Consider the following 26,688-nt stretch of genomic DNA (forward strand, 5'->3'; position numbering starts at 1 on the left):
CGTCACAATGGCACCATAGTCAGCACGTAGCCACAACGACGCGTCCTCAAGAAAGGGCGTGCGGGCTTTGGATAGGTGGGGCGAGGCGTTCAGGCGCCAAGTCCCACCGACAGGAGACAGACGATGGCATCCACTCGTTCCACGAGACGGTTGAGCGCCACGAACGGCGTATTGTTCGTGCTGTGCATCATGTCGTTCCTGATGTACGTGGACCGCACCAATATTTCCACCGCGGCACTGGTGATCCGGCGCGATCTGCAACTGAGCAACGTCCAGCTCGGGTTCGTGTTTTCCGCGTTTGCGCTGACGTACGCGGTCGCGATGATCCCTGGCGGCTTCATTGGAGACCGGCTCGGGGCGCGCAAAATGCTCGCAATCTGCGGCGTGCTCTGGGGCGTCGGTACGTTGCTCACGGGTTTCGCCGGCGGCTTTTTCACGCTGCTGCTGGCACGCTTCGTCGTCGGCATCGGCGAAAGCCCGATCGTGCCAGCCTCGGCACGCGCGCTCACGGCGTGGATGAAGCCTGATCAACGTGGTTTCGCACAAGGGGTCACGCATGCATGTGCGCGTCTGGGAAACGCCTCCACGCCCATTCTCGTCGCTGCCCTCATCGGCGCGTTTTCATGGCATGCGGCATTCGTGATTCTCGGTGTTGCGAGTCTCGCGTGGGTCGTGCTCTGGATCTGGTATTACCGTGATAATCCTGCCGACCATCCCGCTATCACGGCTGCGGAAATCGCACGGCTGCCAGCGGATGTTGGCAAAGCGCGGGTGCCGATGCGCTGGAAACCGCTATTGCACGCGCTTTGGCCCGCGACGATCGTGAGTTTTTGCCACGGCTGGATCCTGTGGTTCTTCCTGAACTGGATGCCGTCGTTTTTCGAGCAGTCCTATCATCTGAATATCCGCCATTCCGCGATCTTCAGTTCCGGCATTTTTCTGAGTGGAGTGGTTGGCACGACGCTAGGCGGTACGCTGAGCGATTTGCTGCTCAAACGCACCGGCGATATCCGGCGCTCGCGGCAGACAATGATCACGGTCGGCTTTCTCGCACCAATCGTGTTCTTCGTGCCAATGTTCCTTCATCCATCGGTGACGGCAGCTGGCCTTTCTCTCGCCGCCGCGCTATTTCTGTCCGAACTTGTGACGGCGCCACTGTGGGCCGTGGCGATGGACCTTGCGCCGAATCACGCGGCGACGTCCAGCAGCATCATGAATACGGGGCTCGGTATCGCGGCGTCGGTGTCGCCGCCGCTCGTCGGCTGGCTCGTCGATGCGACGCATTCGTGGCAGCCAGTGTTCGCGCTTTCGATGTTCTTCCTCGCGCTCGGGCCGATTGCCGCGAACTGGATTCGTCCGGACCGTCCGTACCTCGGCGAGCCTGAGGCGGCCAGCACGGAGCACGCACCGGGCGGACTTGCCCCGCAGCTGGACGCGTCGTGATAAGCGCCTAATTCTGCCGTCGGGTGCGCCATGGGTGGAGGATGGGAGCCGCCGCCAAAATCGCAGGCGCCCGCGGCGCTAATCGAGTCCCTTCGATATTGAGCAGATCGTAGGCCAGCCGGTGTCACTTGGACGACGGCTGCGTAAAGCTGTCAGGCATCGCGATGCTCGTGCGGTGCTGGCTAGTCCTGCAATCCACGTGTGTTGCGATAGACGCACTGGCTCGATTCGACGAAGCGCACGCGGTACTCGACCGGCTTGTCCTTGAACGTGTAGGCGGTGCGCTCGATGCGCAACACGGGTGTGCCGACCGGAACGTGGAGCGCGAGCGCAATTGACTCGTCGGCGATCGCACCGCCCAGGTCTTCGACGACGCGCACGACCGAAATGCCGAAGTTTTCCTGATAGAAGCCGTAGATAGATCCGCGGCGCGCGGCGAAAGTCTCAGCGCTGAGGCTGGGGAAGACGTCCAGCGGCATCCACAGATGATCGAGCATCACAGGCACACTGTCGCGCAGGCGCAGGTTCTGAACGCTCGCGAGGCGCGCGCCTCGTTCGAGATTCAGGACCGCCGCGAGCGCGGGCGTTGCGCGCTCCTTGCCGAAGTGCAGTAGCTGGGCGGTGACGTGCACGGGGTTGCCGTCGCGATCGACGAAGTTGAAATACTGATCGAACGCGTGTTCGTCTGCGAACTTCGCGACGATCGTGCCGCGTCCCGCGCGGCGGATCAGCAGGCGCTCAGCCACCAGTTCCTCTACCGCCCGCCTGATGGTGCCTATGCCAACACCGAACGCCTCGGCCAACTGTGGCTCTGTGGGGATTTTCTCGCCGGCCGCCCATTTGCCGGTGCGTAGCTGCTCGAGAATGCCTGCGCGAACGATTTCATACAGCGGCTGGTCGCCTGAGTTGCGAATTCCTGGCATGGGTTCAGCGGAAGAGGGCTAGGATCAATGAATGCGCCGCGGGCTGGCCGCGCGCGTAAATGTGGGAAGGATACAGGAATGGTGGTGCGGGCCCAAATCGGCTGGCGCCGTTGGAGCCGTTTCGAGACGCGCTTGGGCGCGCCGTGGCGCGTCGACGAGACCTAGCGGAAAATGAGCAGCCGTTCTAATTCGCCCAATTCCGCCAATCCGCCAACTTGTACCGGAGCCGCACGATCAGCGTTCAACGCTTCTCAAGCTGTGCCGGAGCGAAAAGCCGCTGAGCATGGATGCCGAGACCGGTGGCCACGCTGGCCAACCGGTCCCCGAACACTCGCTGCGCTCCGGGAAACTGCGTGGCAATGGCATCGGTCAGGAACGACAGGCCCGTGGAGCCACCGGTGAAGAATACGGCGGTGACGTCGCTGGGCGTGACGCCCGCAAGACGGGCCGTTTCGCGCGCGGCCGCGACGATCTGATCACGCTCGCCAGACCCCGCCTCGATCAGATCAGTGTCGTCGAAGGGAAATTCGAGTTCCGGCTCTACGCGATCCAGTTCGATGACAGTTTCCCCGCCGTTGGCCACTGCAATCTTGGCTGTCTCGGCCCGCGCCGCGAGCAGATGGCCGAGACGGTGAGTCACCACTCGCATCAGTCGGGCGTGGTGCCTTTCGTCACGGTAAAGATGACGCAACAGCTTGAGTTCCGCGGTGCGCCTCGGCGTGTAGGTCGTGTTGATCAGGTGCCACGTCGCGAGGTCGTAATAGATCCGGTTCGGGATTTCGCGGCCCTCGGTATCGACGGTGCGATAGCCGAACTCAGGGAATATCGAGGCGAGTTCGATGCGCCGGTCGAAGTCAGTGCCGGCCACGTGTACGCCGTGATGGGCGAGTACGTCGTCCTTGCGTTCGAGTCGCATCAACCGCTCCGGACCCACGCGCACCAGCGAGAAATCCGACGTCCCCCCACCAATGTCGGCAACAAGAACCAGTGCTTCTGCGTTGAGGCGCGACTCGTAATCGAACGCGGCGGCGATTGGCTCGTACTGGAAATGGATGTCGTCGAAGCCGACCGACCGCGCTGCCTCTTCGAGTTGCCGTTGCGCGAGTGCATCGGCGCGCGGATTGTCGTCCACGAAGAACACCGGCCGACCGAGCACTGCGTGCCCGAGCGGGCGATCTGCTTCGCGTTCCGCATGACGCTTCAGATAGGACAGGAATAGTGCGACCACGTCGAGGTAGCTGACCGCCGAGCCGTTGCCGGTGTCCGTGCGTGCTTCGGCAAGCGGGGAGCCAAGGATGCTCTTGATCGAGCGCATCAGCCTGCCGTCGAAGCCATCGACGTAGGCCGATATGGCGCGGCGGCCATATGCCCGCGATTGGTCATCGACGTTGAAAAACACGGCGGTCGGCAGCGTCGTGTGGCCGTCCTCAACGTTGGCGAGGCGCATGCCGGTGCTCGTCGCGACGGCGACGGCGGAATTCGAGGTGCCGAAGTCGATTGCGCAGAAACTCATGGTCGCTGACTCTGCGAGCGCTGGAGCAGCGTTATCTGCAGGGCATCGCGCATGACAGGACGGTTGCACGCTGCCCGGTGCCTTCTGCTGGATCCTTCAAAAGCCGGATACTCGTGCAAGGCAAATCCTGTATTCGCAAAGTGTTGATGGTTAGCACAAGGCTTGTCACTCGCGTCCCGCCGCGAACAACCGGGCGCGGCAGTCAGGGAGAGGGCCGTCCAAGGCTCGGAGCCGATCGGGAATCGGACAAGCTAACGCTTATTCAAGCAGGGCGCGTTGCGCCGAGACTCACATGGTGACTCGAGCACGAAGCAAGCGCTCGTGCTTATCCCGATGATTGATTTGGACTGCGAAATTATCTGATTGTGATCGGACGGCCGTGTAGCGCAGTTAGATCAAAGGGGTACGTGATTCGCACCCGTCGTCATATTCGTCGATCGATAGGATTAATCTACGTCGGCTCCGACCTTGCGCTCGTCTGCCTCGCTGCCCGTCTTGGCCATACGATCAAGTGCCTGCAGCATTCGCTCCTTACCCTTGGACACATGGTTGAAGCTCGTCTCATAGCTCAGGTCGACGTTGCGCGACTTCAGGGCATTCACGATTTGCCGGTGCTCTTCGTTGGACTCCAGCAATGCGCCGCTCTGAACAAGTCCATGCACGCGGAAGAGATGGAACTCTTTCACGAACGCACGATAAACCTTGAGAAGACGGGAATTGCCCGTCGAGCGAACGATGAAATCGTGAAATTCCTGGTTCACGTGATCGAACCGGGCGAAGTCGCCCTTCTCAGCGGCCTCGTGCATCTCATCGACATAACCGTCGAGTTGCTTTTCCATCGACGCCGTCAAAAGCGGAGCGAGAAGGGAGGCAGACAACGCGGTAAGTCCCGCGCGCAGGTCATAAACCTCAACTGCGTCGTCGCGCGTCACACGCTGGATAAACACGCCGCGCTGCGGAATCAAATAGACGAGCCCGAGTTCGGCCAAGGTCCGACATGCTTCACGCACGGGACCTCGACTTACACCAAGCTTGTCGGCGACGGCCTTTTCGTTGAGCCGCTGGCCCGGCTTTAGCTCGCCGCTCAAAATCATTCGCTCGATCTCGTGCTGAACAACGCCTGTCAGCGTGTGTGCCCGGAAGTCGGCGAGAGAGACAGTGCTCGAAGGGTTTTCGATATCCATAGCCGGAGTTTATGAGCACACGTGGAAAATGTCAACACTTTACTTTTCTCGGGGTGATCTTCGCATCTCAGCGGCTTACGGCGATTGCCCTGGCAGTGGAAACCGGGCTTGGTCTGCATGCTCGCCAAGTTCTCTGATGTGAGAGGGGTACGGTCACGCACCAATTCCTGCTGTACCGCTTCGTCGTACGTCCGCCTGGGAGCCGACGATGCAGATATTCGTTCTCTCGCTGGACGCTACGTGTCCAGGCGGGCACGTAGCATTGGCCAGTTATGTATCAGGTGCAAAGGCGTCGAAAATTGACCTGCTACACCCCCTTCAAAACTTCGTTGTGTACCCTAACATAAGCACAATCTGGTTCGGTGTATTCGAACTTGATTCGAGGTCACCAACCGTACCGCCAGCGGCGACAAGGCTGTCGCCGTCTTCACTAAAAGTGGTGCCGTGGGCATGCGAATACGCGCCGATCGCATACAGCATGGTGCGCTTTGACAAGGAATACTCGGCACTCAACGCGACGTTGTTATAGGTCGCCGAGGAGCCGCCACTCGATTTCGTGTATGTATACCCAGCTATCATCTGGAGTGCCGGGGTCATCTGGTAGGCCAGCGAGGTGGCCGCCGTATTGAAAGTCTGTGTTCGATTGAATGCCGCGTGGGTCACGTACGGTTTCCACTGAGCATTGCTATAACGAACGTTGGCAGTAAATTCGCCAAACTCGTACTGCGTTGCGACGTGGACGATCATCCGCGAACCGACAAACGGCGTGTCGCCGAAAAGTGGCGTTACGGAGCTGTTCTGAGTCTGGTCAGCTGTGCCCACGCCGCCAGGTCCATCATTGCGTGCATAGACATAACCCGCTGCGACGCCAAAGCCCCCGTTCGTATAGGCCACGGATGCGGACGATGAACCTTGCGACGTGAAATCGCCAGCTACTCCACCTAGTCCATACATCAACTCAAACTGGAGGCCGCGATAGGTCGGGCTGGCATACTTGATTGCGTTCTGGAGACGAAATGAATTGTCGTTGTTGTCTGCGTCGCCCGGCGTTGTAAATGCCGGGCCGTAGTTGTCAGCGGTCAGCGGCTGAACAAGGTCGACGGTCGTATCCAGCTGCCGGCCCATCGTCAGGGTCCCGAGGCTGTCGCTGGCCAACCCGACCCACGCGGCCTTTCCGAACAACCGCCCACCCTGGCTCGATTTACCCGTGTTGATGTTGAATCCGCTTTCCAGTTTGAAGATCGCCTTCAAGCCGCCGCCGAGGTCCTCCTTGCCCAGCATCCCCCACTTGTTGGAAGTCAGATTTGCCCCTTGCAATTCAATGAGCGAATGATTTCCGACCCTGTTGTAGTAGGTTAGCGCATCGTCGAGCTCGCCGTACAGCGTGACGGTGCTTTGTGCATGAGCGCACGGCACAAGCGTTAGCGTCGGTACAATCGCCGCTATACCTGCCAAAATTTTCTGGCGGTCCATGGTGTCTCCTATATATATTTTGGATTACTAATTTTCATATCGAAAACTATACCGGCTCGAAAACGGCAACCTTGTTGCTCGAGTCCAGATAGACGAAGATCCGGTGCGTGCGAGGATCCACTGTCAAGGTATGCGTGTCCTTTTCCGCGGGCAGGTGATCCACGACCTGGTTCGTGTCGAGGTCGATCACTTCGAGTTGGCCGGATTTGTCCCCCAGAAAAATGCGCCGTGCGTTTACATCTATTGCGATCTGGTCGATGTTGCCGCCATCAAACGGGATGCTTGAGACAAGCTTTCCGTCGGGATCAGCAACGAGAATCTTCTTGTCGCGGCTTCCGATGATGAGATGTTTGCCCTGGCTGTCGTAGACCATCGGTTTGGCTTCTTTCTTGAGGTTGAAGTCCCAGACGGCTACCACTTTTTGCGTCTTCGGATCGATCACATCGACGACGTTGTCAACGGGTTGGTAGACACGTGCGAGAGTTGGCACATACAGATTGACGTCGGGCCCATGTTTCGCTGGATTGGGCGTCAGGGCGATGTCGCCGATTTTCTTGAAGGGCGGCCGATCCATGAATACAGACTCGGTATTACTGTCATCGTTTCCCACATAGACGCGACCCGCATGAGTGTCGATGCTCACGCCGTCGGAGCCTTTCCCGCCGGTGTCGACGCGTCCCACTTGTTTGTAGGACCGCTTGTCGATCACCACCAGCTTGTTTGCTGTTGCGTCAGCGACAAACGCGTAGCGGTCGTTCAAGGCAATGCCGTTACCGTCTTCTATGCCGCCGATAGTGGCTTTTACTTTGAGATCGTCTGCGTCAATAACTACCACGGAATGGTTAGGCGCCTGTGCCAACCAAACCTCATTGACGGTTGGATCATATACGACCCAATCGCCGTGACCGCCTTTGCCAGGTAGGTCGATGGTCTTCACAAGTTTGTAATGCGATTGCCCCTCCGCCTTCGCGACTCCAGACAAGGTGCAAGCCGCTACAACGGCAAAAAATCCCATCCGCAAGAAAGGTTGCATGCTGTCTCCAATGTTATTAAGTCGAATCAGAGCGATCCGGAATCGGCATCGATGATTCGTGTCATTTGTCACTGCAAATCAGGTGCTCCAAATCTATTAATTCGTACTACGTATTAAATTGCAGCGTGTTTGCTGCGCAAACTAGCGCGGCAGGGCGGGCGTAGCTGAGACCGAACAGCGGCCTTCGGTCTCGATGCGGCAATGTAAAATGCGATACGCTAACTGTCAACATTTTTCTTTTTCGTCCGGGCGGCCTGTGGTGTGATGTGATGGGGCGGTAATGCGGGGCTTTTTAACAGGGAAACGCCGCAGCTTTCCTGGTTCGAGGAGCTAAGAAATTGCCCACGTTGAGACGTGCGGGAGATATGCGCTGGCAGCAGGCACAACGTCAGGAGCACGCTTGGCCGCAAGCGGTGATGTCGACTGAAGTTCGCAGCCGACAAGGAAACATGAGCTTTGATCCATCTCATTTGTGCGCCTGGGCGCCCTGGTTACCAAAGGACTGGCCGAAAAGGATCATCGAGGAGTACCGGGAGCGCGAATGGACCCCCGCCCGCGCCAAAAGAGGGAAACCGGTACAGATCAACGGCAGCATCGACAGTCGCCGTGGCAAGACGACGATCGACGCGGTCGTCGCGTACCAGCAGGCGCCTGGATTGACCGATAGCGCGCCGGAGCGATTGCAGAGCGGCAACACCATCCGCTACTTCGGTCGTCGGGCGTCGGGCGTCGGCGCGACGAGTCAGCCAACATCCCATCTCGCGCTGGTGGGCACGTTTTGGTCATTGGGCGCTCAGGTCTGGTGAGTCGACGACGCGCCACATCGCCTGGGGAAGACCCTACGGTTAAATGAAAAGTGTTGACAGTTTTCATTCGGCAATTAGAATTTGCACATGGACACTGAACTGAATTCCCCTTCCGTCACCGTTGCTGAGTTTCGGGCGCATACGCTCACCGGCGTCGTGCAGCGCGAAATCGAACGGATGATCCTGAGTGGCGAACTCGCACCAGGGCAACGTCTGAACGAAAAAGCTGTCGCGGACAAGCTCGCCGTGAGTCGTGGACCCGTGCGCGAAGCTTGCCGTGCGCTTGCGGAACTCGGGCTCGTCTATCTCATTCCGAATCGCGGCGTATTCATCAAGCGCGTGACGCGCGATGACGCCATCGAGGTCTACGACCTTCGTACTGGTCTCACCGCGTTGTCGGCGTCGCTGCTCGCGCCGATGCTGACGCAAGAGATGGCCGGTCAGCTGGAGCGTTACGTCGATGACATGCAGGACGCGGCCGAGAAGGGCGACTTCGCACGCTTCGATCCGCTCAACCTCGAATTCCATGACTACATCGTTCGCTCGACCGGCAACTCGCGATTGATCAGGCTGTACCGTGGTTTCGTTAAGGAATTTCACCTATTTCGCGTTCACGGGCTGGTGCAGCGCGGCGCGTTGCTGGAGTCGAACGCGGAGCACCGCGAGATCGTGGTCGCGCTGAAGGAAAAGGACGCCGAACTGAGTTACCGCACGAGCTTCGGACACGTTTCGAGGGGCAAGGAACGCATGCTTGTTTCGCTCGACGGCATGACGAAAAACGCCGAAGGCGGCGACGAAGCTGTCGATGAGGTCGCCTAGCGGTTCACCGTGAGTTCCGCCGTTCGGATCTCATGGTGAGCCGGTGGAAGGTCCAGGCATGGAGCACGGACCCGGTTGGTTATTTCGCAGTACAAAATAGAAACACGAACCATGTCCGGTCTACTTATTGGGCATGTCAACGCACCAGGATCGCTACTTTTAATTTCCTATGCTTGAGCTATCGTTAGCATGCCAAAACACTGATCGCAGCCGCGCGTTGCTTGACGGCCGCGTACGGATCGAGGGCTGCCGGATCAACTTCATCGACGGCCCGGCGGAAGCGCTTTTTCAGCGCGCGTTTCGTCACGAGGAATTCGACATTTCGGAGCTGTCGCTCGGTACGCACATCCTCACGACGGCGCGTAGCCAGAGCCGCTATATCGGCATACCGGTGTTCCTGTCGCGTTCGTTCCGTCATTCGGCAATCTATGTGCGCAGCGACCGCGGCATCGATTCGCCCGAAGCGCTCAAGGGGCATCGCATCGGCGTGCCCGATTTTCAGCAGACCGCCGGCATCTGGGTGCGAGGCATGCTTGCCGATGAATACGGCTTCGACCGGCGTGATGTCACGTGGGTGGTAGGCGGCCTCGAACAGACCGGGCGCCTGGCTCGCATGCCGGTGAAATTGCCGCCCGAGTTGAGCGTCGATCCGATTGGCCCTGACCAGACGCTGGCCGCGCTACTCGACGCGGGCGACATCGACGCGGTGATCGCGCCGCGCCCGCCATCGTGCTTCGGCCGCAATGCGAAGGTGCAACGCCTTTTTCCCGATTTCCGTTCGGCGGAAGAAGAGTGGGTTCGCAAGACGGGTCTTTTCCCGCCGATGCACATGGTCGGCATTCGCCGCTCGCTGGTCGAGAAGCACCCATGGTTGCCCGTCAACGTTTATCAGGCGTTTCGCAAGGCTCATGAGATCGCGATGCAGGAGATCGTCATCACCGACACGCTGCGGGTGATGCATCCCTGGATCGTGTCAGAAGTGGAGCGTGTGAAGGCAGTGATGGGTGACGATTACTGGCGCTACGGCATTGCCGGCAACCGGAACGACATCGACACGCTGCAGCGCTACGCAACCGACGATGGGCTGATCACAGGCGCGGTACCGATTGAGCAGTTGTTTGCCGTCAGCACCTTTGACGGATTTAGTTTCTAGGGTCTCGCGCAATACCTCTCGCAGTACGCAATACAACACATAACTGGAGACGATCGATGACAAAGAGGCTGACTTCATCTCGCGCTGTACTCGCAATGTGCACAGCGTTGCTCGGCGCACAAGCGTTTCCGGCCCTCGCGGCCGACGCCTGGGAGCCGCACCGGCCGATCGAGATCGTGGTGCCGAGTGCGGCGGGCGGCGGCCTCGATCTCGTGGCGCGCACGCTGCAGAACGCAATCGTGCAGGAAAAGCTCTCGAGCAAGCCGATTACGGTGCTGAACCGCCCGGGTGGCAGCGGCACCGTTGGACTTGCATACATCAACAACCACCACGGCGACGGTCACTACGTCAGCGTTCAGGCGTTGCCGCTTGTCACCAACCAGATCACCGGTTTGTCGAAAGTCGGCATCGGCGACGTGACGCCGCTAGGCATGTTCGTGACTGAGCAGGTCGTGTTCTCGGTGCCCGCATCGTCGCCAATCAGGTCCGGCAAGGATCTGATCGCGATGCTCAAGCAGAACCCTCAAAGCGTGACGATCGGTGTATCGAGTTCGCCCGGCGGACAGAGCCACGATGCCGCAGCGCTCGTGGTCAAGGCGGCCGGCCAGGATCCAAAAAAGTTGAAGATCGTGTTCTTCGATTCGGGCGGCGAAGCGGTGACCTCGCTGATGGGCGGTCACGTGACCGTGACGGCGACACCAGCCGGTACGGTAATCGGACCGAGCCAGTCCGGCCGCACGCGCATGATCGCGGTAGCTGGCGGCGAGCGCGATGGCGGCGCGCTGGCCGACGTGCCGACCTGGAAGGAACAGGGTCTGGACGTGGACTTCACCACCTGGCGTGTGCTGGTCGGGCCGAAGGGCATGAGTGCCGACGAGATCGCGTGGTGGGACAACGTGTTGCAGAAGGCGACTTCTTCACCCGAATGGGCCGAGGCGGTCAAACGCAACGAATGGACGGCTGCGTATCGCAACAGCGCGCAGACCAGGCAATTTCTCGCCGATGAAGCCGGACGCCTCGGCCCGCTCATGGGCGAGTTGGGTCTCGCACGGAACTAGTCGCTTGAGAATGGATTGGCCGGTTTGCTGGCCGGTCGGGCAACCGGCCCCGGCTGCCGCCGATTTTGGTTTTATCTTTTCATCGCTGTAAATATCGACATGGAGAATCATATGTCCCGCATCGTTCACCTCGCCGTCAAAGTCCTTGACCTCGACGAGGCCACCCGCTTCTACACAGAGGTGTTCGGCTTCACGGAAGTCAAGACGGGTCGTAATCGTCAGCACATCTCCCGTCACATGACCGACGGCCATATCGATTTCACACTCATGAAGTACGACAGTGAAGACTCTCACGAGGCGCAACTGGCCGGTCCCGGCCCGCGTCTGCATCACTGGGGCGTGACGGTCGACGACCAGGAAGTGGCAGCCGAAAAAATTCGCCAGTACGGCGGCGAGATTCTCTCGGCCAAGGGCGAAGGCGCGCTGAAGTTCCGTGCACCGGACGGCACGATCGCCGAGGTGGTGAAGCCCGGCCGCTACAACGAGAAGTAAGTCGGACCGCGCCGCAGACGAACCACGCCATGATGGGTGGGTTCGTCTGCGGCACCCGCACCGCGCGTCGCGCGGCTTTCCTTTGTGTGCATTCTGCCGGACTGCGCCGGGAACCGATAACCTCTTCGGACCGACAGCACCACGCGAGCATTCTCGCAGCGCGCTGTGCGGTCGCAGAACTGGAGGAGACATGAAATCTATGAAGGGCGACGTAGGCCTCGCTGTCTGCGTGATCGCCTTGGCGGCGGGCTATCTGGTGCTCAACATGCAGCTACCGGAAGTCAGATTGAGCGATCCGCTCGGCCCGAAGGCTTTCCCCGCGCTCGTCGGCGTGGGACTGATCGCGTCGGCATTGCTGTTGCTGCTCGAAACGCGCAGCAAGCGCAAGACGCGTCCCAACACCGAGGCGCGCAAGGCTGCCGCGCACGTTGAACCGGCGCCCAGGATTCAGCCGATAGTGCTGCTCGGGATGATCGTGTGGGCCATCATCTATTACACGTGTTTCGAACCGGTCGGCTATCTGATCTCGACGAGCGTGTTCCTTCTCGGTCTGCTCAGCTACTTCAACCGCAAGCGTCACCTTATGAATGTGATCGTGGCCTTTGGTGTGGCGTTGGCGTTTGACCTTGTCTTCTCCAAGCTTCTCGGCGTTCCGATGCCGACGGGTTTGCTGCCATTCTGAGGCCCGCATGATGGAAAGTCTGCAAGGCATTCTGCATGGGTTGTCGATCGCCGCAACGCCGACCCATCTGCTCTATACGCTCATTGGTGTATTCATCGGTACGATGATCAGCCACTTGCCCGGAATTGGACCGTCGGCCGGCATCGCGCTGCTCATTCCGGTGACGTTCGGCATGGACCCCACTTCAGCATTGATGATGCTGACCGGGATTTACTACGGCTGCATGTATGGCGGTGCGGTGACGGCGATCCTGCTCAATACGCCTGGCGACGCTGCGGCGGTGATGACAGTGCTCGACGGTTATCCACTGGCGCGAAAAGGTCGTGCGGCCGCCACGCTTGCGATCGCCGCCACCAGCTCGTTCATCGCCGGCATGATCGGTGTGACGTTGCTGTCGTTCGTGGCGGTGCCACTCGCGGCCGTCGCGCTGCATTTCGGTCCGACTGAATACTTCGCGCTGATCTGCTTCGCGCTCTCGACCGCCAGTGCACTCACTGGCGAGTCGCTTGCGAAGGGCATGATCTCGGTGTTCCTCGGTCTTGGACTTGCCACGGTCGGGATAGATCTGCAAAGCGGCGTGCCGCGCTTCACACTCGGCTTCACCGAACTGCAGGACCGCGTCAACTTTCTCGTCGTGGTCGTCGGCCTGTTCGCGATCTCCGAAGTGGGCCGCATGGTCGAAGGGACACTCGGCGGGACGCTGCACACCGTGCGTGTCGAAGGCAAGCTGTGGTTCTCGCGCGATGAGTGGCGCCGGGCGCGTCCAGCAGCACTGCGTGGAACGTTTGTCGGCTTCCTGTGCGGTGCCGCGCCGGGTCTCGGCGGCACGCTCGCGTCGATGCTCTCGTACGTGCTGGAAAAGAAAATTTCCAAACACCCAGAGGAATTCGGTCACGGCGCAATCGAAGGCGTAGCCGGACCCGAGGCGGCAACGAATGCGGACACCTGCGGCGCGTTCGTCCATTTGCTGGCGCTGGGTGTGCCGGGCTCCGGCTCGACCGCAGTGATCATGGGCGCGTTCATCATGTACGGCATTCAGCCTGGACCGCTGCTGTTTCATACGCAGCCAGACCTCGTGTGGGGGCTGATCGCGAGCATGTACATCGGCAATATCATGCTGCTGCTGCTGAACCTGCCGCTCGTCGGCATTCTGTCGCGCATCCTGTACGTGCCGCCGGGCGTGCTGCTGAGCCTGATTCTCGTGATCGCATCCGCCGGTGTGTACTCGTTCAACAGTGACGTCTTCGACCTGTACATGGCGCTCGGCTTTGGTGTGCTTGGTTACGCGTTCCGCAAGCTCGATATTCCGAAAGCCCCGTTGTTGTTCGGGTTGATTCTGGGCCACACGCTCGAGCAATCGTTCCGCCAGGCGCTGACCATCTCGAACGGGGATCCGACCGTGTTCGTGCGCAGCCCGATCTCCGCGGGCCTGCTGCTGTGCGCGTGTATAAGCGTTGGCGCGTCTATCTGGAGTCGTCGGCAGCCTCCCAAGGCGTTCCAGGAGACACAGGAGCAATTGACGGAACACCAGCTCGCCGAGGACCGCCATTGAGCGTCGGCACGCCGCTCGAAGAACGCTTATCGGAGTCCACATGAATACGGAGACCAGTCGCCCGGTGCAACACGTCTCTTGCGTGGACATTGCCGCGCTGTTTGCCCGTGTCGGGCTGACGAGCTTCGGCGGCGGGCTGTCCGCATGGCTTTACCGCGAGGTGGTGACGCAGCGCGGCTGGCTCGGCGAAGGGGAGTTCCTCAGCGCGATGACACTTGGGCAGATCCTGCCCGGCTCGAACGTGGTGAACCTTTCCGTGTATGTTGGGTTCCGGATGCGTGGTTTGCCGGGCAGTATCGTTGCGGTTGTCGCGCTGCTCGCCCCTCCGATGATCGTGATCGTGCTGATCATGAGTGCGTTCAGCGCGTGGATAGAGGGCGCGGCAGTCCACGCGTTTCTCGAGGGGGTCGCGGCAGCCGCGGTCGGCATGACGGCGTCGGTCGGTTTGCGGGCGGCGCGGGCTACCAAGGGTGTGGGGCGTTGGCCGCTCGTGGTGATCGTCGCAGTGTTCGTAGCGGTCGGTGTGCTGCGCTGGTCGCTCGTGCCTGTTGCGGTCGTCGCAGGCACGGCCGGCGTACTGCTTTCGCGAAGGACTGGGCCGGATGCGTGACAACATTTATCTACAACTGATCGCGGTGTTCGCACCGCTATCGCTGCTGTCCATCGGCGGCGGACAAAGCGTCATCGCAGACATCAACCAGCAGACCGTAGCAATTCACGGGTGGTTGACGCAGCGCGAGTTCGTCGACCTGTTCGCGATCTCGCGCGCAGCCCCCGGTCCTGGCTCATTGCTGGCCACGCTCATTGGCTGGAAAGAGGCCGGATGGGCCGGCGCGATCGTTGCGTCGCTCGCGCTCTTTCTGCCGTCGTCAGTGCTTGCGTTCGCAGTCACGCTCGTGTGGCACCGGCATGAGCGCCATCCGTGGCATCAGCGTGCCCAAACAGGGCTCGCGCCAGTCGCGACCGGACTAATTCTGGCGAGCTCGTTGACGGTATTGCGCGCGGCGTCGTCGACCTGGTCGATCTGGGTTCTCGCGCTTGCGGCACTGGCTGTGTTCATGTCGAAGTCACGGATCAATCCGCTGCTCGTTCTCTTTGCAGCGGGCATGTTGAACGTCCTGCTGGGCACGGTTAACTGAACGAGAATTGGGGGAGGACAGCATGCAGCTCTACGGAAGACGCAGCTCTATCAATGTGCAGAAAGTGCTGTGGTGCCTGGGCGAGCTTGGGCTCGCGGAAGGCGCTGATTTTCAGCGCATCGACGCGGGATTGCAGTTCGGCGTCGTCGATACACCGGCGTACCGGGCACTCAACCCGAACGGCCTGGTGCCGACGCTCGTCGACGGCGGAGAGGTGATCTGGGAGTCGAACACGATATTGCGCTACCTGGTGGCGACGCGCGGCGCAGAGCATCTTCTGCCGTTGAGCGCAGCGGGGCGCTCGGAGGTCGAACGGTGGATGGACTGGCAGCTGGGTGCCTTGTGGGCGACGTTGCGCGTCGCGTTCCTCGGGCTGATGCGCACGCCAGAACCGCAACGCGCCTATGGAGCGATTCGCGCGTCGTTTGCCGAATCGGCTCGCCTTCTCCGTATTGCGGACGAGCGCCTCCGAACGCACGACTACCTGGCGTTGGACCATTTCACACTCGCCGATCTCGTCGTTACACTGGCCGCGCACAGATGGTACGGCCTCTACGATCGCTTCCACACGTTGCTCGCTGTGCAGCCGCAGATGCCTTCGCTTGCCCGTTGGCTGGATGCACAACGCGCACGGCCTGGGTTCGCTGTCGTGCAAGGGTGATGACGGTCGTCTTCCTGCAAGTGTCATCGTCGGATTTTCGGCAATCATGCGGCGCCTCTTCGACGAATCCGAGCACGCGGATTTCTTGCTCACAGGGGTAAAGTTTTCGAATAAAGTGAGAATGGCTATATAAACACTTAGGACGGAATTTTATTAATGCCGAACCTCGCGTGTTACGACCATTCCTGAGACGAAACTCACTTTGAAGGTTATCTTGATAGCGGTGTTCTGCGTCGGCTTGGGAGAAAAATTCGGCGCAATGGTCACGCTGGAGATCGCCCTCGTCACGTGCAATGCCCCTGTCTCGGCCCGCCGTTACCGTAACGCTTCCTCTTCCATCTGAGTTAGTCATTCGATCACTCAACGAGACTGTGGGCATACTTCGCGTTATCCAGGTCTGGATTACGCACGCGGCTGACGCAAGAAAACCCGGATTGGCGCGATTAAACAAGCTGTGCCAGGATCAACCGCAATATCACGGCTAGCCCGCAACTTTCCGCGGCGCCCGAAGATCACCACGAGATCCGTCCTTCGCGAGGGTATCTCGGGGCACAATGTGTGAGGTACGATGGGCTCACGGCCGCCGGGTAGGGCGGCTTGCCGCGCAGCCAATCGCAAGTCCGACAGCGCGGGTGATCGGCACATTAGTGCCTGGTCTCTTACACACGACTAAAAAAATGCTCTGGCAAATCGAAGACTCAAACACGTACGTTCTCGGCTCGGTCCACCTGTCGAATATTCCTCAACTGCAACTTCCAGACATTGCAGAACGCGCCTTCGCGGAAGCCAAGTGCGTGATCCTCGAAGCTGACCAGAAGGTGCAGCCAGATCCGCGGCTATTCATGATGCCGCCAGGCAAGCAGCTCGACAGCAGCGTTTCGACGGAATTGTTTCGCAGGGTGCGCGAACACTGGCTTCGGCTAGGTCTTCCGGAGGCAAACCTGTTGACGCTGAGCCCGATTATGGTTGGCACGACATTGCAGATCGCAGAGTCCGCTCGTAATAGGTACGTCGCAGAGTTCGGTGTCGATACTGTTCTCCGCGATCGCGCAGAGAAGGCGGGAAAAGAGATTCGTTACCTGGAGCAGTTGAATGATCAGTTGCGAATGCTAGTTGGAATACCATTGACTGAGCAGATTTCATATCTCAGCCATATTGCGAGCCAGGATGACGTAGGCTTGGCTGAGGTAGCTGGCATGATTTCCGCATGGCTCGACAACGACATCCAGTATTTCGAAATGCTCTTGCAAGCGCGCGTGGAGGATTGGCCTGTCCTGGTTGATGATGTTCTGACGAAGCGCAATATCAACTGGGTTCCACAGATCGTCGAGCTAGCCAAAGGTTCGAACCATAACCTGGTGGTTGTCGGCGCATTGCACCTTGTGGGCGAGACTGGCCTTCCCGCACTTTTTCGGCAACATGGGCTTGCGCTCATCGCGACACGATGACCATGCGCGCTTTTCCAGAATGCACCGCATTTCATCCGCTTAAATCGGCGCAAGGGCTTCAAGCAATTCCTTGGCCTCTCGCAAGTCGGCGGTGTCGAAATCCTCCGTAAATCCGCCGTAGACCTCGGACAGCGCTTGCCGGGCCTCCGCGATTTCCCCCGCGCTGCCAAAGCCGGGCCAGGTTCAACGCCGCGCGCAATTCCAGAGATTTCGCATCGTGCTGGTGTGCCAATGCGATCGCGTCGCGACAACAGGTTTCCGCTTCGTCGCTGCACACGGCTTGACAATTACCAGTGTTCAACGCGTCGTACTGACCGTTCGAGGTCGCTGCATGCGCGCGCAAAACATACAGCAGCGACACTGCAAGCGCTATTGGGAACCTTTCAGCGACTCCACAAACTGTGCGACGTCCCGAACATCGGCTGCACTAAGCGGCGCGGGAAACAATCTCGGCATGATGCCTGACGGCTCGCGAATGCGTACCTCGATATCCGCTGTCTGAAAGCGGCTGGAAATACCATTCAGCGCCGGGCCGACTCCGCCCTCGCCGCCCTGTCCGTGGCACCAGCACAATTCGCCGCATAGATCGACGCGCCCCGTTCATCCGGTAGTGGGGCGCGTGCCGCTGGAGCGTCGTGGCCAGTTGCGCTTGCCGGCGGCATGCCATTGTTCAATAGCGCAATGCTGTCGACAGGCGGACCCGGCGGCACCGACGCGAGGTACGCATGAACGCGCGCAATGTCGTCGTCGGTGAGGATCTTTGCGCTGAAGACCGGCATCTGGTTTGGGATTGCGCACATAAGCCTGCATGGCGGAAAGCGGAATTGGATGCGGCGCCAGCGCAGGTCCCGTCGTGATGCTGCCTTGCCCGAAAATCCCGTGGCATTCGTAGCAGCCCTTCTGCATATAAAGCGCGCGTCCGGCCTCGACCATCATGGGCACGCGATCGCACCAGGCGTTGTAGATCGCCACCGAAGCGTGCTGCAGACCGACCGTGCTATGGACGAGACACGCCATGGGCTTGCCCGCGACTTTAGCGTAACCATGCGCGATCGCCGCCGACGCTTCCTCGTGCGTGCTCACGATCAGTTGCGGATGCGTATCGCCCGCGTAATTGACGATCGATTCGTGAATGCCGCGAAAGGTCGATCCCGGCATCGCTGCGACATAGTCGATATCGGCGATGCGCAGCAAAACCACCATGAAATCCGAACCCGGATTGCCGATGTGCACGGCGTCGGCCGCCGGCGCTTCGTCCAGCGAAGGCGCCTGGGTCTCGGCCACAACCAGCGCCGCATTCGGCCGGTCCACGGCCGGGCCTTGTCGGCGGCCGTTTGCGCGGCGCTGGCACCAGGCTTTGCCAGCACCGCGGCCCTGCCCGTAACGAGCGCCTCTTTCAGAAACTTGCGTCGGCCAGTCATGTTGCTGTTTCCTTTTTTTGTTTGTCACGGCGACACTGGCGCGCCTGATGGCGGTGCGGGTCAGTCTATGTAACGCAGCCCCAGTTTTTTCAGCGGCTCGCGCATCTGGTACATGTCGAGTCCCAGTACACCCGAGGCGAGCAGCGCGCGTTTCTGACCTTCGTTCGCCTCACGCTTGCTTGCGCTATCGAGCGTTTTCGCCGCCATGGCATGCGGCACCACGACCACACCGTCGTGATCCGCGACGACGACATCGCCCGGCGTGACGAGTGCGCCCGCGCAAACCACTGGCACATTGACCGAGCCCAGCGTCGCCTTGATCGTGCCTTTGGACGAGATCGCCTTGCTCCATACCGGAAAGCGCATGTCGGCCAGCACGCTGACGTCGCGCACGCCCGCATCGATGACCAGTCCTCGCGCACCCCGCGCCTTGAAACTGGTGGCGAGCAGATCGCCGAAATAACCGTCCGTGCAATCGGCAGTCAGCGCGGCCACGACGATGTCGCCCGGCTGAATCTGTTCGGCGACTACATGGAGCATCCAGTTGTCGCCGGGATGCAGGAGCACGGTGACGGCGGTGCCAGACGCGCTCGCGCCGGTGTAAATCGGCCGCATATAAGGCTTGAGCAAGCCGGTGCGGCCCATGGCCTCGTGCACGGTGGCGCTGCCGAGCGCGCCCAGCGCCTCGGCGACACGGCTGTCCGCACGCGCGATGTTGCGATATACCACTCCGAGTTCGTACATGTTCAACGTCCTTGCGCAGTAAGCGCGGCGTCCAGCCGCGGATAGACACGGCGTGCGTTGCCTTCGTAAATCTTGTACCGCTGGTCGGGGTTCATGTCGGTGGCTTCGATATAGCGCTTCGTGTCGTCGAAATAATGCTGCGTATAGGGATCGATGCCGCGCACCGCACCAATCATCTCGCTCGCGAACAGAATGTTGTCGACGGGAATCACTTCGGTCAGCAAATCGATGCCGGGCTGGTGATAGACGCAGGTGTCGAAGAACACGTTGTTGAGCAGATGTTCTTCCAGCGGCGGTTTTTTCATTTCCTGCGCGAGGCCGCGAAAGCGTCCCCAGTGATAAGGCACGGCACCGCCGCCATGCGGAATCACGAAGCGCAGCGTGGGGAAGTCGTGAAACAGGTCCGACGTGAGGCATTGCATGAATGCCGTCGTATCCGCGTTGAGGTAATGCGCACCGGTGGTGTGAAAGCACGCGTTGCAGCTCGTGCTCACGTGAATCATGCCCGGAATGTCGTACTCGACCATCTTCTCGTAGATGGGATACCAGTAGCGATCGGATAGCGGCGGGCTCGTCCAGTGTCCGCCGGAAGGATCCGGATTCAGGTTGATCGCGACGTTGCCGTACTGCTCGACGCATTTCACGAATTCGGGAATGCACGTCGCAGTATCCACACCGGGGCTCTGCGGCAACATCGCGGCCGGAATGAAATGCTGCGGAAACAACTGGCTCACGCGATAGCACAACTCGTTGCAGATCGCGGCCCAGGTGCTCGACACCTCGAAGTCGCCGATGTGATGCGCCATGAAGCTCGCGCGCGGGCTGAACACGGTGAGATCGAGCCCGCGCTCGCGCATCAGCCGTAGCTGGTTGGTCTCGATCGATTCGCGCAGTTCGTCGTCACCGATATGCAGTTCGGAGGGGCTCGGGCCGCGCGACGGTTGACCGATCGCTGCGATCTGCCGGTTGCGCCAGTTTTCCAGCGCTTTAGGCGCGGTCGTGTAGTGGCCGTGGATGTCGATGATCATGATTGGCTCCTGGGTAGTTCGGCGCGTGCATCGATCACGCGCGTCTTGCTAGGTAACTGTGCGGCTAGAACAACACGTCCAGACCCACCGTCACAGCGGTCTGGCTCGGCACGCCCGCCGGGTTCAGCGTGCTGACGACCGCGTGCTTGTACGACGTGTAATCGATTTCGCTGTAGAGCGTCGTGCGCTTGGAGAGCAGATAGGCGAGTGAAATGATCGAAATGCCGCGGCGGCTCGCCTTGTCCGTCGATACGGTCGTCTGGTAATAGCCGCCGTCGAAGATCAGGTTCGGCAAGATGGTCCAGGAGAGACCGCCGAAGGCGTTGTTCGTCACCTGGTGCGGTGCGGCCGGATTCTGCAGGTCTTCCGACATGAAGCCGCCCGATATCCGCACCGGACCGATCGCGTAAGCAACGCCGGCCATGTAATAGCTGTCGGGAACATAGGTCGTGCCGGTCAGTATGCTGCGATGCCCGTACACGCCGCCCACGCTGGCCGGGCCCGCGCTATAGCTCATGCCGACCGAGCGCGTCGCGCCGCTGGCGAAATTGCCCGCCACGCCGCCAAACGAGTTGTCCACCTCGAACAGCAGCGGCCCAAAGTCATTCTTGTACTTGATGGCGTTGTTGTTGCGCGTGCCGTCCGACGCCGTGGTCAACGGAAGAATCGGCGTGTAGTGAAAGCCGAACGGGTCGTAAATGCTGATGATGTCGTGCGCAATCGTGTACTGGCGCCCGAGGTCGATCGACCCGTATTTCCTGTTTCCAATGCCGACGAACGACTGGCGGTTGAACAGCGTGTTGGTGGTATTGTCGAGTTGCCCGTTGCCGAGGTTGAAGCCGCTTTCCAGCCGGAAGTGTGCGTTCCAGCCGTCACCCAAGTCTTCTTTGCCCAGAAAACCCAGCTTGTTCGAACTGTAGTAGCCGTTCGAATTCATGGTCACCACCGTACCGCCGCCCTTTACCGCATTCGTCTGATAGCGTACGCCGCCGTCTGCCGTGCCGTAAATCTGGACGCTGCTCTGAGCAAACGCCGGTGCCGCGCCAGCAGCGAGCGACAGTCCAACGCCAATGCTTCTCCACGCCGCTATTTTCATAACGAGTCTCCAAGGTTTATGGTTTTTTTCTGAATCGCATGAGATCAGCGAGATCTCCCATACGATTCGTATAACTAACTACATCATGTGACTTCATCCGGTCGTCACGGCTGCTTCGCACCGGCGGGACCGATTTTCCGGTTCCGCCGGCTCTCGCGCTTACTCGCGGCTAGTTGCCTGCGTGACCGCTGCTCGTCGGGTTGAGGCGTCCCGATGCCGTAGCAACGGGTTTGAAACCCGCTTTCAGTTCACGCCGGAGCGCGACGCGATCCAGCGCCTTTTCCCAGTTCGCCACGACGATGGTTGCCACGGTGTTGCCAATGATGTTGGTGAACACGAACCCACTTGAGAGCGCCTTGTGAATGCCGAGAATCAATGCGATGGATTCCACAGGAATGGTGTTCGATGCGGTAAGCGTGGCGGCGAGCACCGCAATGGCCGCACCGGACACGCCGGCCGCGCCTTTCGAGGTGAGCAGCAACACAGCGAGCAGAACCAGTTGATCGTGCCAGCTCATCGGCGTGTTGGTCGCCTGCGCGAGGAACACTGCCGCCGCGGCGAAATACAGGCACGTACCGTCGTGGTTGAACGTGTATGCCGTTGGCAGAACCAGACCGACCACCGACTTCTCGCAACCCAGCCGTTCGAGCTTGTCGATCAGTTGCGGAAACACGGTTTCGGACGAACTCGTGCCGATCACGAGCAGCAACTCTGCGCCGATATAGCGCATCAACCTCAGCAGGCTGAAGCCATTGACCTTCGCGATGGGCCAGAGAATCAGCAGAATGAAAAGCGCGCACGTCAGATAGAACTCGATCAGGAGCTTTCCAAGGGAGAGCAGCGTGCCGAAGCCGAACTTGCTGACCGTGAAGGCGATCGCGCCGAACGCCGCGAGCGGCGCGATTTTCATGGTCAGCCCGATGATCCAGAAAAGCGCGCCCGAGACTGACTCGATCAGATTCAATGCCGGCTGTGCACGCTCGCCGATTGCCGCGAGTCCGAACGCGAACAGCACCGAGAAGAACAGCACTTGCAGCACGTCGCCGCCGGCGAAGGCGCTGATCGCCGTATGTGGAATCACATTGAGCAGAAATTCGCTCGTCGTGACAACGTGATGCGCCTTGGCGACGTAGGTATCGACAGCGGCCGAGTGGATGCCATGCAGATCGACGTTCATGCCCACGCCGGGTTTGAGCACATTGACGACCACGAGCCCCAGCACAAGTGCGAGCGAGGTCACCACTTCAAAATAGAAGAGCGCCTTGATCGCGACGCGGCCAACCTTCTTGAAGTCATTCACGCCCGCAATGCCGCTGCACACGGTACAGAAAATGATCGGGCCAATCAGCATCTGGATGATGCGGATAAAGGCGTCGCCAACGGGTTGCAGATTAATGCCGAACTTCGGAAAGAAGTAACCCGTGACGACACCCAGCGCCATGCCAGCCAGCACCTGGAACGACAGGTCGAGGTAGAACGGACGACGTTCCCTGGCTTCCCTGGATTTGGCGGCGGTGGATTTGCCCGGCAGGCTCATGGTGTCTCCTTGACAGACTGCGGCGAATTCGGATTCGCTCAAGAATCGTGAAGCGGACGGCTGCCGCGTTAGCGCGCGGCGTCGCCCAGAATGCCCATGCTGTCGGCAAATATTTCGTCGACAGTCAGCGTGCGCGGCAGCAGGCGCTGCTGCTCGCAGAACGCAAGGGTTTCCTCGAGCGGTCCGCGCAGTGTGTCGTAGCCGAACAGCAGCTTGTCCGCTTTCCCTGCATTTTCCGCGGCGACCGATTCCTTGCCGCGCTTGAGCAGGTCGTACACCGCACGAACGGCTTGCGGGTTCGACTCGGCCAGCGCACGGGTTACCACGACCACGTGGTTGATCGGCACATATCGATGAAGCCCATACCATTCAAGGTCGGCGGCGGCAGCGTTGTCGATCAGCGGCTTGAATTCCGGTCCATCCGGTAGATCGTTGCCGAGGATCGCTGCGTCGATCTCGCCCGCACGAAGCATCGGCAATAATTGCTTGCCCGCGTCGGCGCGGCGCACGAAAGAGGGGTCAGCATACTCTTCCAGGTGCCCGCCCTCGATTGTCACCCATTCGATCTTCTCGAGCGGCACGCCGTATGTTTCACCGAGAATGGCGCGCACCCACATGCCCGTGGTCTGCGCATAGGTGCGTACGCCAATTCGCTTGCCCGCGAGATGACCGATGTCCGGTTTGGCCCGCTGTGCATCATAAATCAGGCAGCCTTGCTGAAAGCGCGCCGCCACGACGGCAGGCAACAGCACAACGGGCTTGCCGTACGCTTTGGCCTGAAGATAGGTGACGATAGCGAGTTCGCTGACATCGAATACCTGGCGGCGCGCCATCGGTGCGAACGCGCGATGAATCGGCTCGACGTCCTCGAAGCGAAGGTCGACAGCTGGATCGGTCAATTCGCCCGCTTTCAGCGCGCGCGTGTGCGCATAGGTTTTCAGCGCGGCCTTCAAGACCAGCGGTTGCGTTGGAGTGCTCACGTTTCGGGTATTCCTGTTGCGGACTAAATCGCGTCGGTGGCGACGCGTCAGGCGGCGAGCGCCGGATAAATGGTGCGCGCCGTGCCGCTAAAGATCGCCTCTTGCGCCGCTGCGGGCAGCATCGAAAGGCTCTCGCGGGCTTGTGCGAGCAGTTCAGGCAACGCGCCTTCGGCGGCCGGAAAGTTCGAGCCCCACGCAATACGGTTCGCGCCGAATGCGTCGAGTACACGTGGGAAAAAAGCTGCGGGCGTCGACGCACCACGGCCAGCTTCGGCGATCGTGCGGTTCGTGAGCTTCAGGTACACGCCCTGATGCGACGCGAGGCTGAAGAGCGGCGCCGCGGCTTCATACGGCGGGCCGCCAGCGAGTTCGGGGCGGGCCAGGTGATCGAGCAGCACCCGGATGTCCGGAAAGCGCTCAAGCATGTTCAGCAGCGCGGGAATGCCATGCGCGGTCATCTGCAGACAAATCGACACGTTGTGGCGCTGCGCGTATTCCCAGACCGGGAACGAACGCTCGTCGTCGAGCCAGCCCGCCTGCCCCGGCATTGTGCTGCCGGTCGTGAAAAGACGCAGGCCCGAAAGGCCCGCATCGAGCCAGCGTTGCATCTGGGAAACGGCGTCGCTCGCGAGCACATCAATCGAAAACACGCCCGCGAATCGATCCGGATGACTGCGCACCGCCTCGACCACATAACTATTGTCATTGCCATATACCGTCGACGCTTGCACCACCACCGCGCGGTCGATACCGGCTTCGTCCATCGACGTGAGAAGGCCTTCGAAGCTTACGGGGCGCTTTGCCGACCACTCCGACTGGTGGCCGCCGACCGGCGCGAGCGGATAGCGTTGTTTATCTGGGGAAATTGCGTGCGTGTGCGTGTCGATGACGACGGACATGAGGGTGCTCCTGACTGGAAATGTCCTGCTGAATTGAACGTTACTGTAAGCGCGATCGCGTCGAATCCCTCAATACGAAGTGAGGCCCAGCCCATAAATTTGCGTTAAGCTAAGGGTTTTGGAATGGTTCATCCGGAGGCGCGATGGGGGAGGACGGACATGCACCGTCGGACGAAGATCTGGCACGTTTGAGGCGTCTGTTCCTGTTCGAGGCGGTGTGCGAAGCCGGTGGAATCGGGCAGGCAGCGGTCCGTGCGGGACGCACGCAGCCCGCGGTCAGCATGGCCATCAACAAGCTCGAGGCGAGCTTCGGCGGGCAGTTGTTCGAACGCGGTTTCGGCGGCAGCGAATTGACGGGCGAAGGCCTCATCGTGCAGCGGCGCGTACGCCGCATGCTCGATCAGATGGAGCGCGCCGTGATGAATCTCACCGGCCAGACGGCGGCGAACGCAGCGAAGATTTGCCGGCGCCTGACCGACGCGCAGGTGCGCTGCCACATCGCGATAGCCGACGCGGGCTCGGCAGCCGAGGCCGCGCTCTCATTGGGAATCTCGCAGCCGGCGGTGCATCGCGCCGCACGGCAAATCGAGCAGAACGTTGGCGTGTCGCTTTACCGCCGGCGTGTGCATAGCGTGTCGGCGAGTCCCGCGGGCATCGAGTTTGCGCGCTGCCTGAGCCTCGCGCTCTATGAAATCACGCAGGCCGTAGACGAGCTGGCGTACGCCCGCGGGCAACTCACCGGCAAAGTCGCGATCGGCGTGCTGCCGCTGTTGCCGCCGCGCCTCGTTGCGCGAGCCATTCAACGGCTGCGCGCGCGTTATCCCGCAGCGCGCGTCACCGTCGAGGAGAGCGCCCACGCGCATTTGCTGCGCGAGCTGCGCAGCGGCGGGATCGACATCATCGTTGGCGGGTTGCGCGAGCCCCGCCTCACGGGATCCGTGCAGGAAACGGAACTCTTTGCCGACCCCTACGTGGTGGCCGTGCGTAAAGGGCACCGGCTGGCGAAGCGCAAAACCGTCGCGCTGGCCGATCTGGCCGATCACGACTGGGTGATGCCGCAGCACAAGGTGCCGCGCCGCGCGGTGATCGATTCGATCTTCGCGCAATTGCCGGTCAAGCCGCCGCTGGTATTCGAAACCAGTTCGCTCGCAATGATGCTCGCCATGCTCATGGAAAGCGATTGCCTCACGCTGCTCTCTCGCGCGCAGATTCGCGACGCTTACCCAGGCCGCGAACTGGTCGCACTGGAACTGGAGTTGCCGGGAGCCGGCCGCGCAGTCGGTTATACGGTGCGCACCGACTGGCTCGGGACGGCCGTCCAGCAGACTTTCGTCGAAGTGCTGCGCGCGGAGAGCGAGGCCGAATCCGGCCATGGGTCGTAACGTACGGCCGTGACGCGCATTAGAACACCCAGCAGGTTCGAACGCGTGGACCTCAACGCATTCGAGAACAGGTCGCGGCGGATCGCCCCTGAGATCGAGGCCGTGCGTGTAGTCGGAGGTTGGCCGGCTCTGCGAAAACATGCACGGAAATCCGTACCACACTTCGCATAACCTCAGCGCGGCAGTCCTTCGCGAGTCCGTTCTGACACGCACAAACTATCC

General features: G+C 60.5%; 25 protein-coding genes. 13 read left to right on the plus strand and 12 right to left on the minus strand.

Annotated elements, in window-relative coordinates; translation table 11 throughout:
* Positions 1-123 precede the first annotated feature (123 nt).
* Complete coding sequence (locus VSR72_RS39165; protein WP_342957567.1) at positions 124-1,443, plus strand: MFS transporter; 1,320 nt, start codon at positions 124-126, stop codon at positions 1,441-1,443.
* 182 nt (positions 1,444-1,625) lie between these two features.
* Here VSR72_RS39165 and VSR72_RS39170 read toward each other — a convergent pair whose 3' ends face one another.
* The 5 genes from VSR72_RS39170 to VSR72_RS39190 all read right to left on the minus strand — a co-directional run bounded on the left by VSR72_RS39170 (position 1,626) and on the right by VSR72_RS39190 (position 7,569).
* Entirely contained in the window at positions 1,626-2,366 is a 741-nt protein-coding gene (locus VSR72_RS39170) for a GntR family transcriptional regulator (RefSeq protein WP_342957568.1), read from the minus strand.
* Between the two features lie 241 nt (positions 2,367-2,607).
* Positions 2,608-3,879, minus strand: coding sequence for an Hsp70 family protein (locus VSR72_RS39175; protein ID WP_342957569.1), 1,272 nt, complete (start codon positions 3,877-3,879; stop codon positions 2,608-2,610).
* 446 nt (positions 3,880-4,325) lie between these two features.
* Positions 4,326-5,063 carry a GntR family transcriptional regulator gene (locus tag VSR72_RS39180; RefSeq protein ID WP_342957570.1) on the minus strand — a complete coding sequence of 246 codons (738 nt, stop codon included), beginning with the start codon at positions 5,061-5,063 and terminating at the stop codon, positions 4,326-4,328.
* A gap of 318 nt (positions 5,064-5,381) precedes the next feature.
* Positions 5,382-6,536, minus strand: coding sequence for a porin (locus VSR72_RS39185; protein WP_342957571.1), 1,155 nt, complete (start codon positions 6,534-6,536; stop codon positions 5,382-5,384).
* Positions 6,537-6,582: 46 nt separating this feature from the next.
* Positions 6,583-7,569 (minus strand): hypothetical protein, encoded by a 987-nt coding sequence (locus VSR72_RS39190; RefSeq protein ID WP_342957572.1) that lies wholly within the window; start codon positions 7,567-7,569, stop codon positions 6,583-6,585.
* A gap of 365 nt (positions 7,570-7,934) precedes the next feature.
* Between VSR72_RS39190 and VSR72_RS39195 the strand changes: the two genes are divergently transcribed.
* From VSR72_RS39195 to VSR72_RS39245, 11 genes are all read left to right on the plus strand, one after another.
* A complete protein-coding gene (locus VSR72_RS39195; protein ID WP_342957573.1) occupies positions 7,935-8,375 on the plus strand; it encodes a hypothetical protein in 441 nt (146 codons plus the stop codon).
* A gap of 87 nt (positions 8,376-8,462) precedes the next feature.
* Complete coding sequence (locus VSR72_RS39200; RefSeq protein ID WP_342957574.1) at positions 8,463-9,194, plus strand: FCD domain-containing protein; 732 nt, start codon at positions 8,463-8,465, stop codon at positions 9,192-9,194.
* A gap of 217 nt (positions 9,195-9,411) precedes the next feature.
* Complete coding sequence (locus tag VSR72_RS39205) at positions 9,412-10,347, plus strand: ABC transporter substrate-binding protein (protein ID WP_342957575.1); 936 nt, start codon at positions 9,412-9,414, stop codon at positions 10,345-10,347.
* A gap of 56 nt (positions 10,348-10,403) precedes the next feature.
* The gene (locus tag VSR72_RS39210; protein WP_342957576.1) at positions 10,404-11,405 is read left to right on the plus strand and encodes a tripartite tricarboxylate transporter substrate binding protein; all 1,002 of its coding nucleotides are present in this window, start codon (positions 10,404-10,406) and stop codon (positions 11,403-11,405) included.
* Between the two features lie 111 nt (positions 11,406-11,516).
* The gene (locus tag VSR72_RS39215) at positions 11,517-11,897 is read left to right on the plus strand and encodes a VOC family protein (protein ID WP_342957577.1); all 381 of its coding nucleotides are present in this window, start codon (positions 11,517-11,519) and stop codon (positions 11,895-11,897) included.
* Positions 11,898-12,087: 190 nt separating this feature from the next.
* Positions 12,088-12,579 (plus strand): tripartite tricarboxylate transporter TctB family protein, encoded by a 492-nt coding sequence (locus VSR72_RS39220; RefSeq protein ID WP_342957578.1) that lies wholly within the window; start codon positions 12,088-12,090, stop codon positions 12,577-12,579.
* Positions 12,580-12,586: 7 nt separating this feature from the next.
* Positions 12,587-14,131, plus strand: a complete 1,545-nt coding sequence (locus VSR72_RS39225; protein WP_342957579.1) for a tripartite tricarboxylate transporter permease — start codon at positions 12,587-12,589, stop codon at positions 14,129-14,131.
* Positions 14,132-14,171: 40 nt separating this feature from the next.
* Entirely contained in the window at positions 14,172-14,741 is a 570-nt protein-coding gene (locus VSR72_RS39230) for a chromate transporter (RefSeq protein WP_342957580.1), read from the plus strand.
* Positions 14,734-15,270: a chromate transporter gene (locus VSR72_RS39235; protein WP_342957581.1), complete on the plus strand. Its 537-nt coding sequence runs from the start codon at positions 14,734-14,736 to the stop codon at positions 15,268-15,270. The genes VSR72_RS39230 and VSR72_RS39235 overlap by 8 nt, the downstream gene beginning before the upstream one ends.
* Before the next feature lie 22 nt (positions 15,271-15,292).
* On the plus strand, positions 15,293-15,931 hold the full coding sequence (locus VSR72_RS39240) for a glutathione S-transferase N-terminal domain-containing protein (protein ID WP_342957582.1): 639 nt from the start codon (positions 15,293-15,295) through the stop codon (positions 15,929-15,931).
* 677 nt (positions 15,932-16,608) lie between these two features.
* Positions 16,609-17,379, plus strand: coding sequence for a TraB/GumN family protein (locus VSR72_RS39245; RefSeq protein ID WP_342957583.1), 771 nt, complete (start codon positions 16,609-16,611; stop codon positions 17,377-17,379).
* 600 nt (positions 17,380-17,979) lie between these two features.
* On the opposite strand, the gene VSR72_RS39250 is transcribed toward VSR72_RS39245, so the two are convergent.
* The 7 genes from VSR72_RS39250 to VSR72_RS39280 all read right to left on the minus strand — a co-directional run bounded on the left by VSR72_RS39250 (position 17,980) and on the right by VSR72_RS39280 (position 25,084).
* Positions 17,980-18,573, minus strand: coding sequence for a thiamine pyrophosphate-binding protein (locus tag VSR72_RS39250; protein WP_342957584.1), 594 nt, complete (start codon positions 18,571-18,573; stop codon positions 17,980-17,982).
* Between the two features lie 287 nt (positions 18,574-18,860).
* A complete protein-coding gene (ligK, locus tag VSR72_RS39255; protein WP_342957585.1) occupies positions 18,861-19,544 on the minus strand; it encodes a 4-carboxy-4-hydroxy-2-oxoadipate aldolase/oxaloacetate decarboxylase in 684 nt (227 codons plus the stop codon).
* Positions 19,545-19,546: 2 nt separating this feature from the next.
* Complete coding sequence (locus VSR72_RS39260; RefSeq protein WP_342957586.1) at positions 19,547-20,572, minus strand: amidohydrolase family protein; 1,026 nt, start codon at positions 20,570-20,572, stop codon at positions 19,547-19,549.
* 64 nt (positions 20,573-20,636) lie between these two features.
* Entirely contained in the window at positions 20,637-21,668 is a 1,032-nt protein-coding gene (locus VSR72_RS39265) for a porin (protein ID WP_342957587.1), read from the minus strand.
* A gap of 169 nt (positions 21,669-21,837) precedes the next feature.
* Entirely contained in the window at positions 21,838-23,205 is a 1,368-nt protein-coding gene (gene dctA / locus VSR72_RS39270) for a C4-dicarboxylate transporter DctA (protein WP_342957588.1), read from the minus strand.
* Between the two features lie 68 nt (positions 23,206-23,273).
* Positions 23,274-24,185: a hypothetical protein gene (locus tag VSR72_RS39275; RefSeq protein WP_342957589.1), complete on the minus strand. Its 912-nt coding sequence runs from the start codon at positions 24,183-24,185 to the stop codon at positions 23,274-23,276.
* Positions 24,186-24,232: 47 nt separating this feature from the next.
* Positions 24,233-25,084, minus strand: coding sequence for an amidohydrolase family protein (locus VSR72_RS39280; RefSeq protein ID WP_342957590.1), 852 nt, complete (start codon positions 25,082-25,084; stop codon positions 24,233-24,235).
* Between the two features lie 143 nt (positions 25,085-25,227).
* Between VSR72_RS39280 and VSR72_RS39285 the strand changes: the two genes are divergently transcribed.
* Complete coding sequence (locus VSR72_RS39285) at positions 25,228-26,466, plus strand: LysR family transcriptional regulator (protein ID WP_342957591.1); 1,239 nt, start codon at positions 25,228-25,230, stop codon at positions 26,464-26,466.
* The last annotated feature ends 222 nt before the right edge of the window (positions 26,467-26,688 follow it).

It is taken from the genome of Paraburkholderia sp. JHI869 (assembly GCF_038900775.1).
GTDB lineage: Bacteria > Pseudomonadota > Gammaproteobacteria > Burkholderiales > Burkholderiaceae > Paraburkholderia.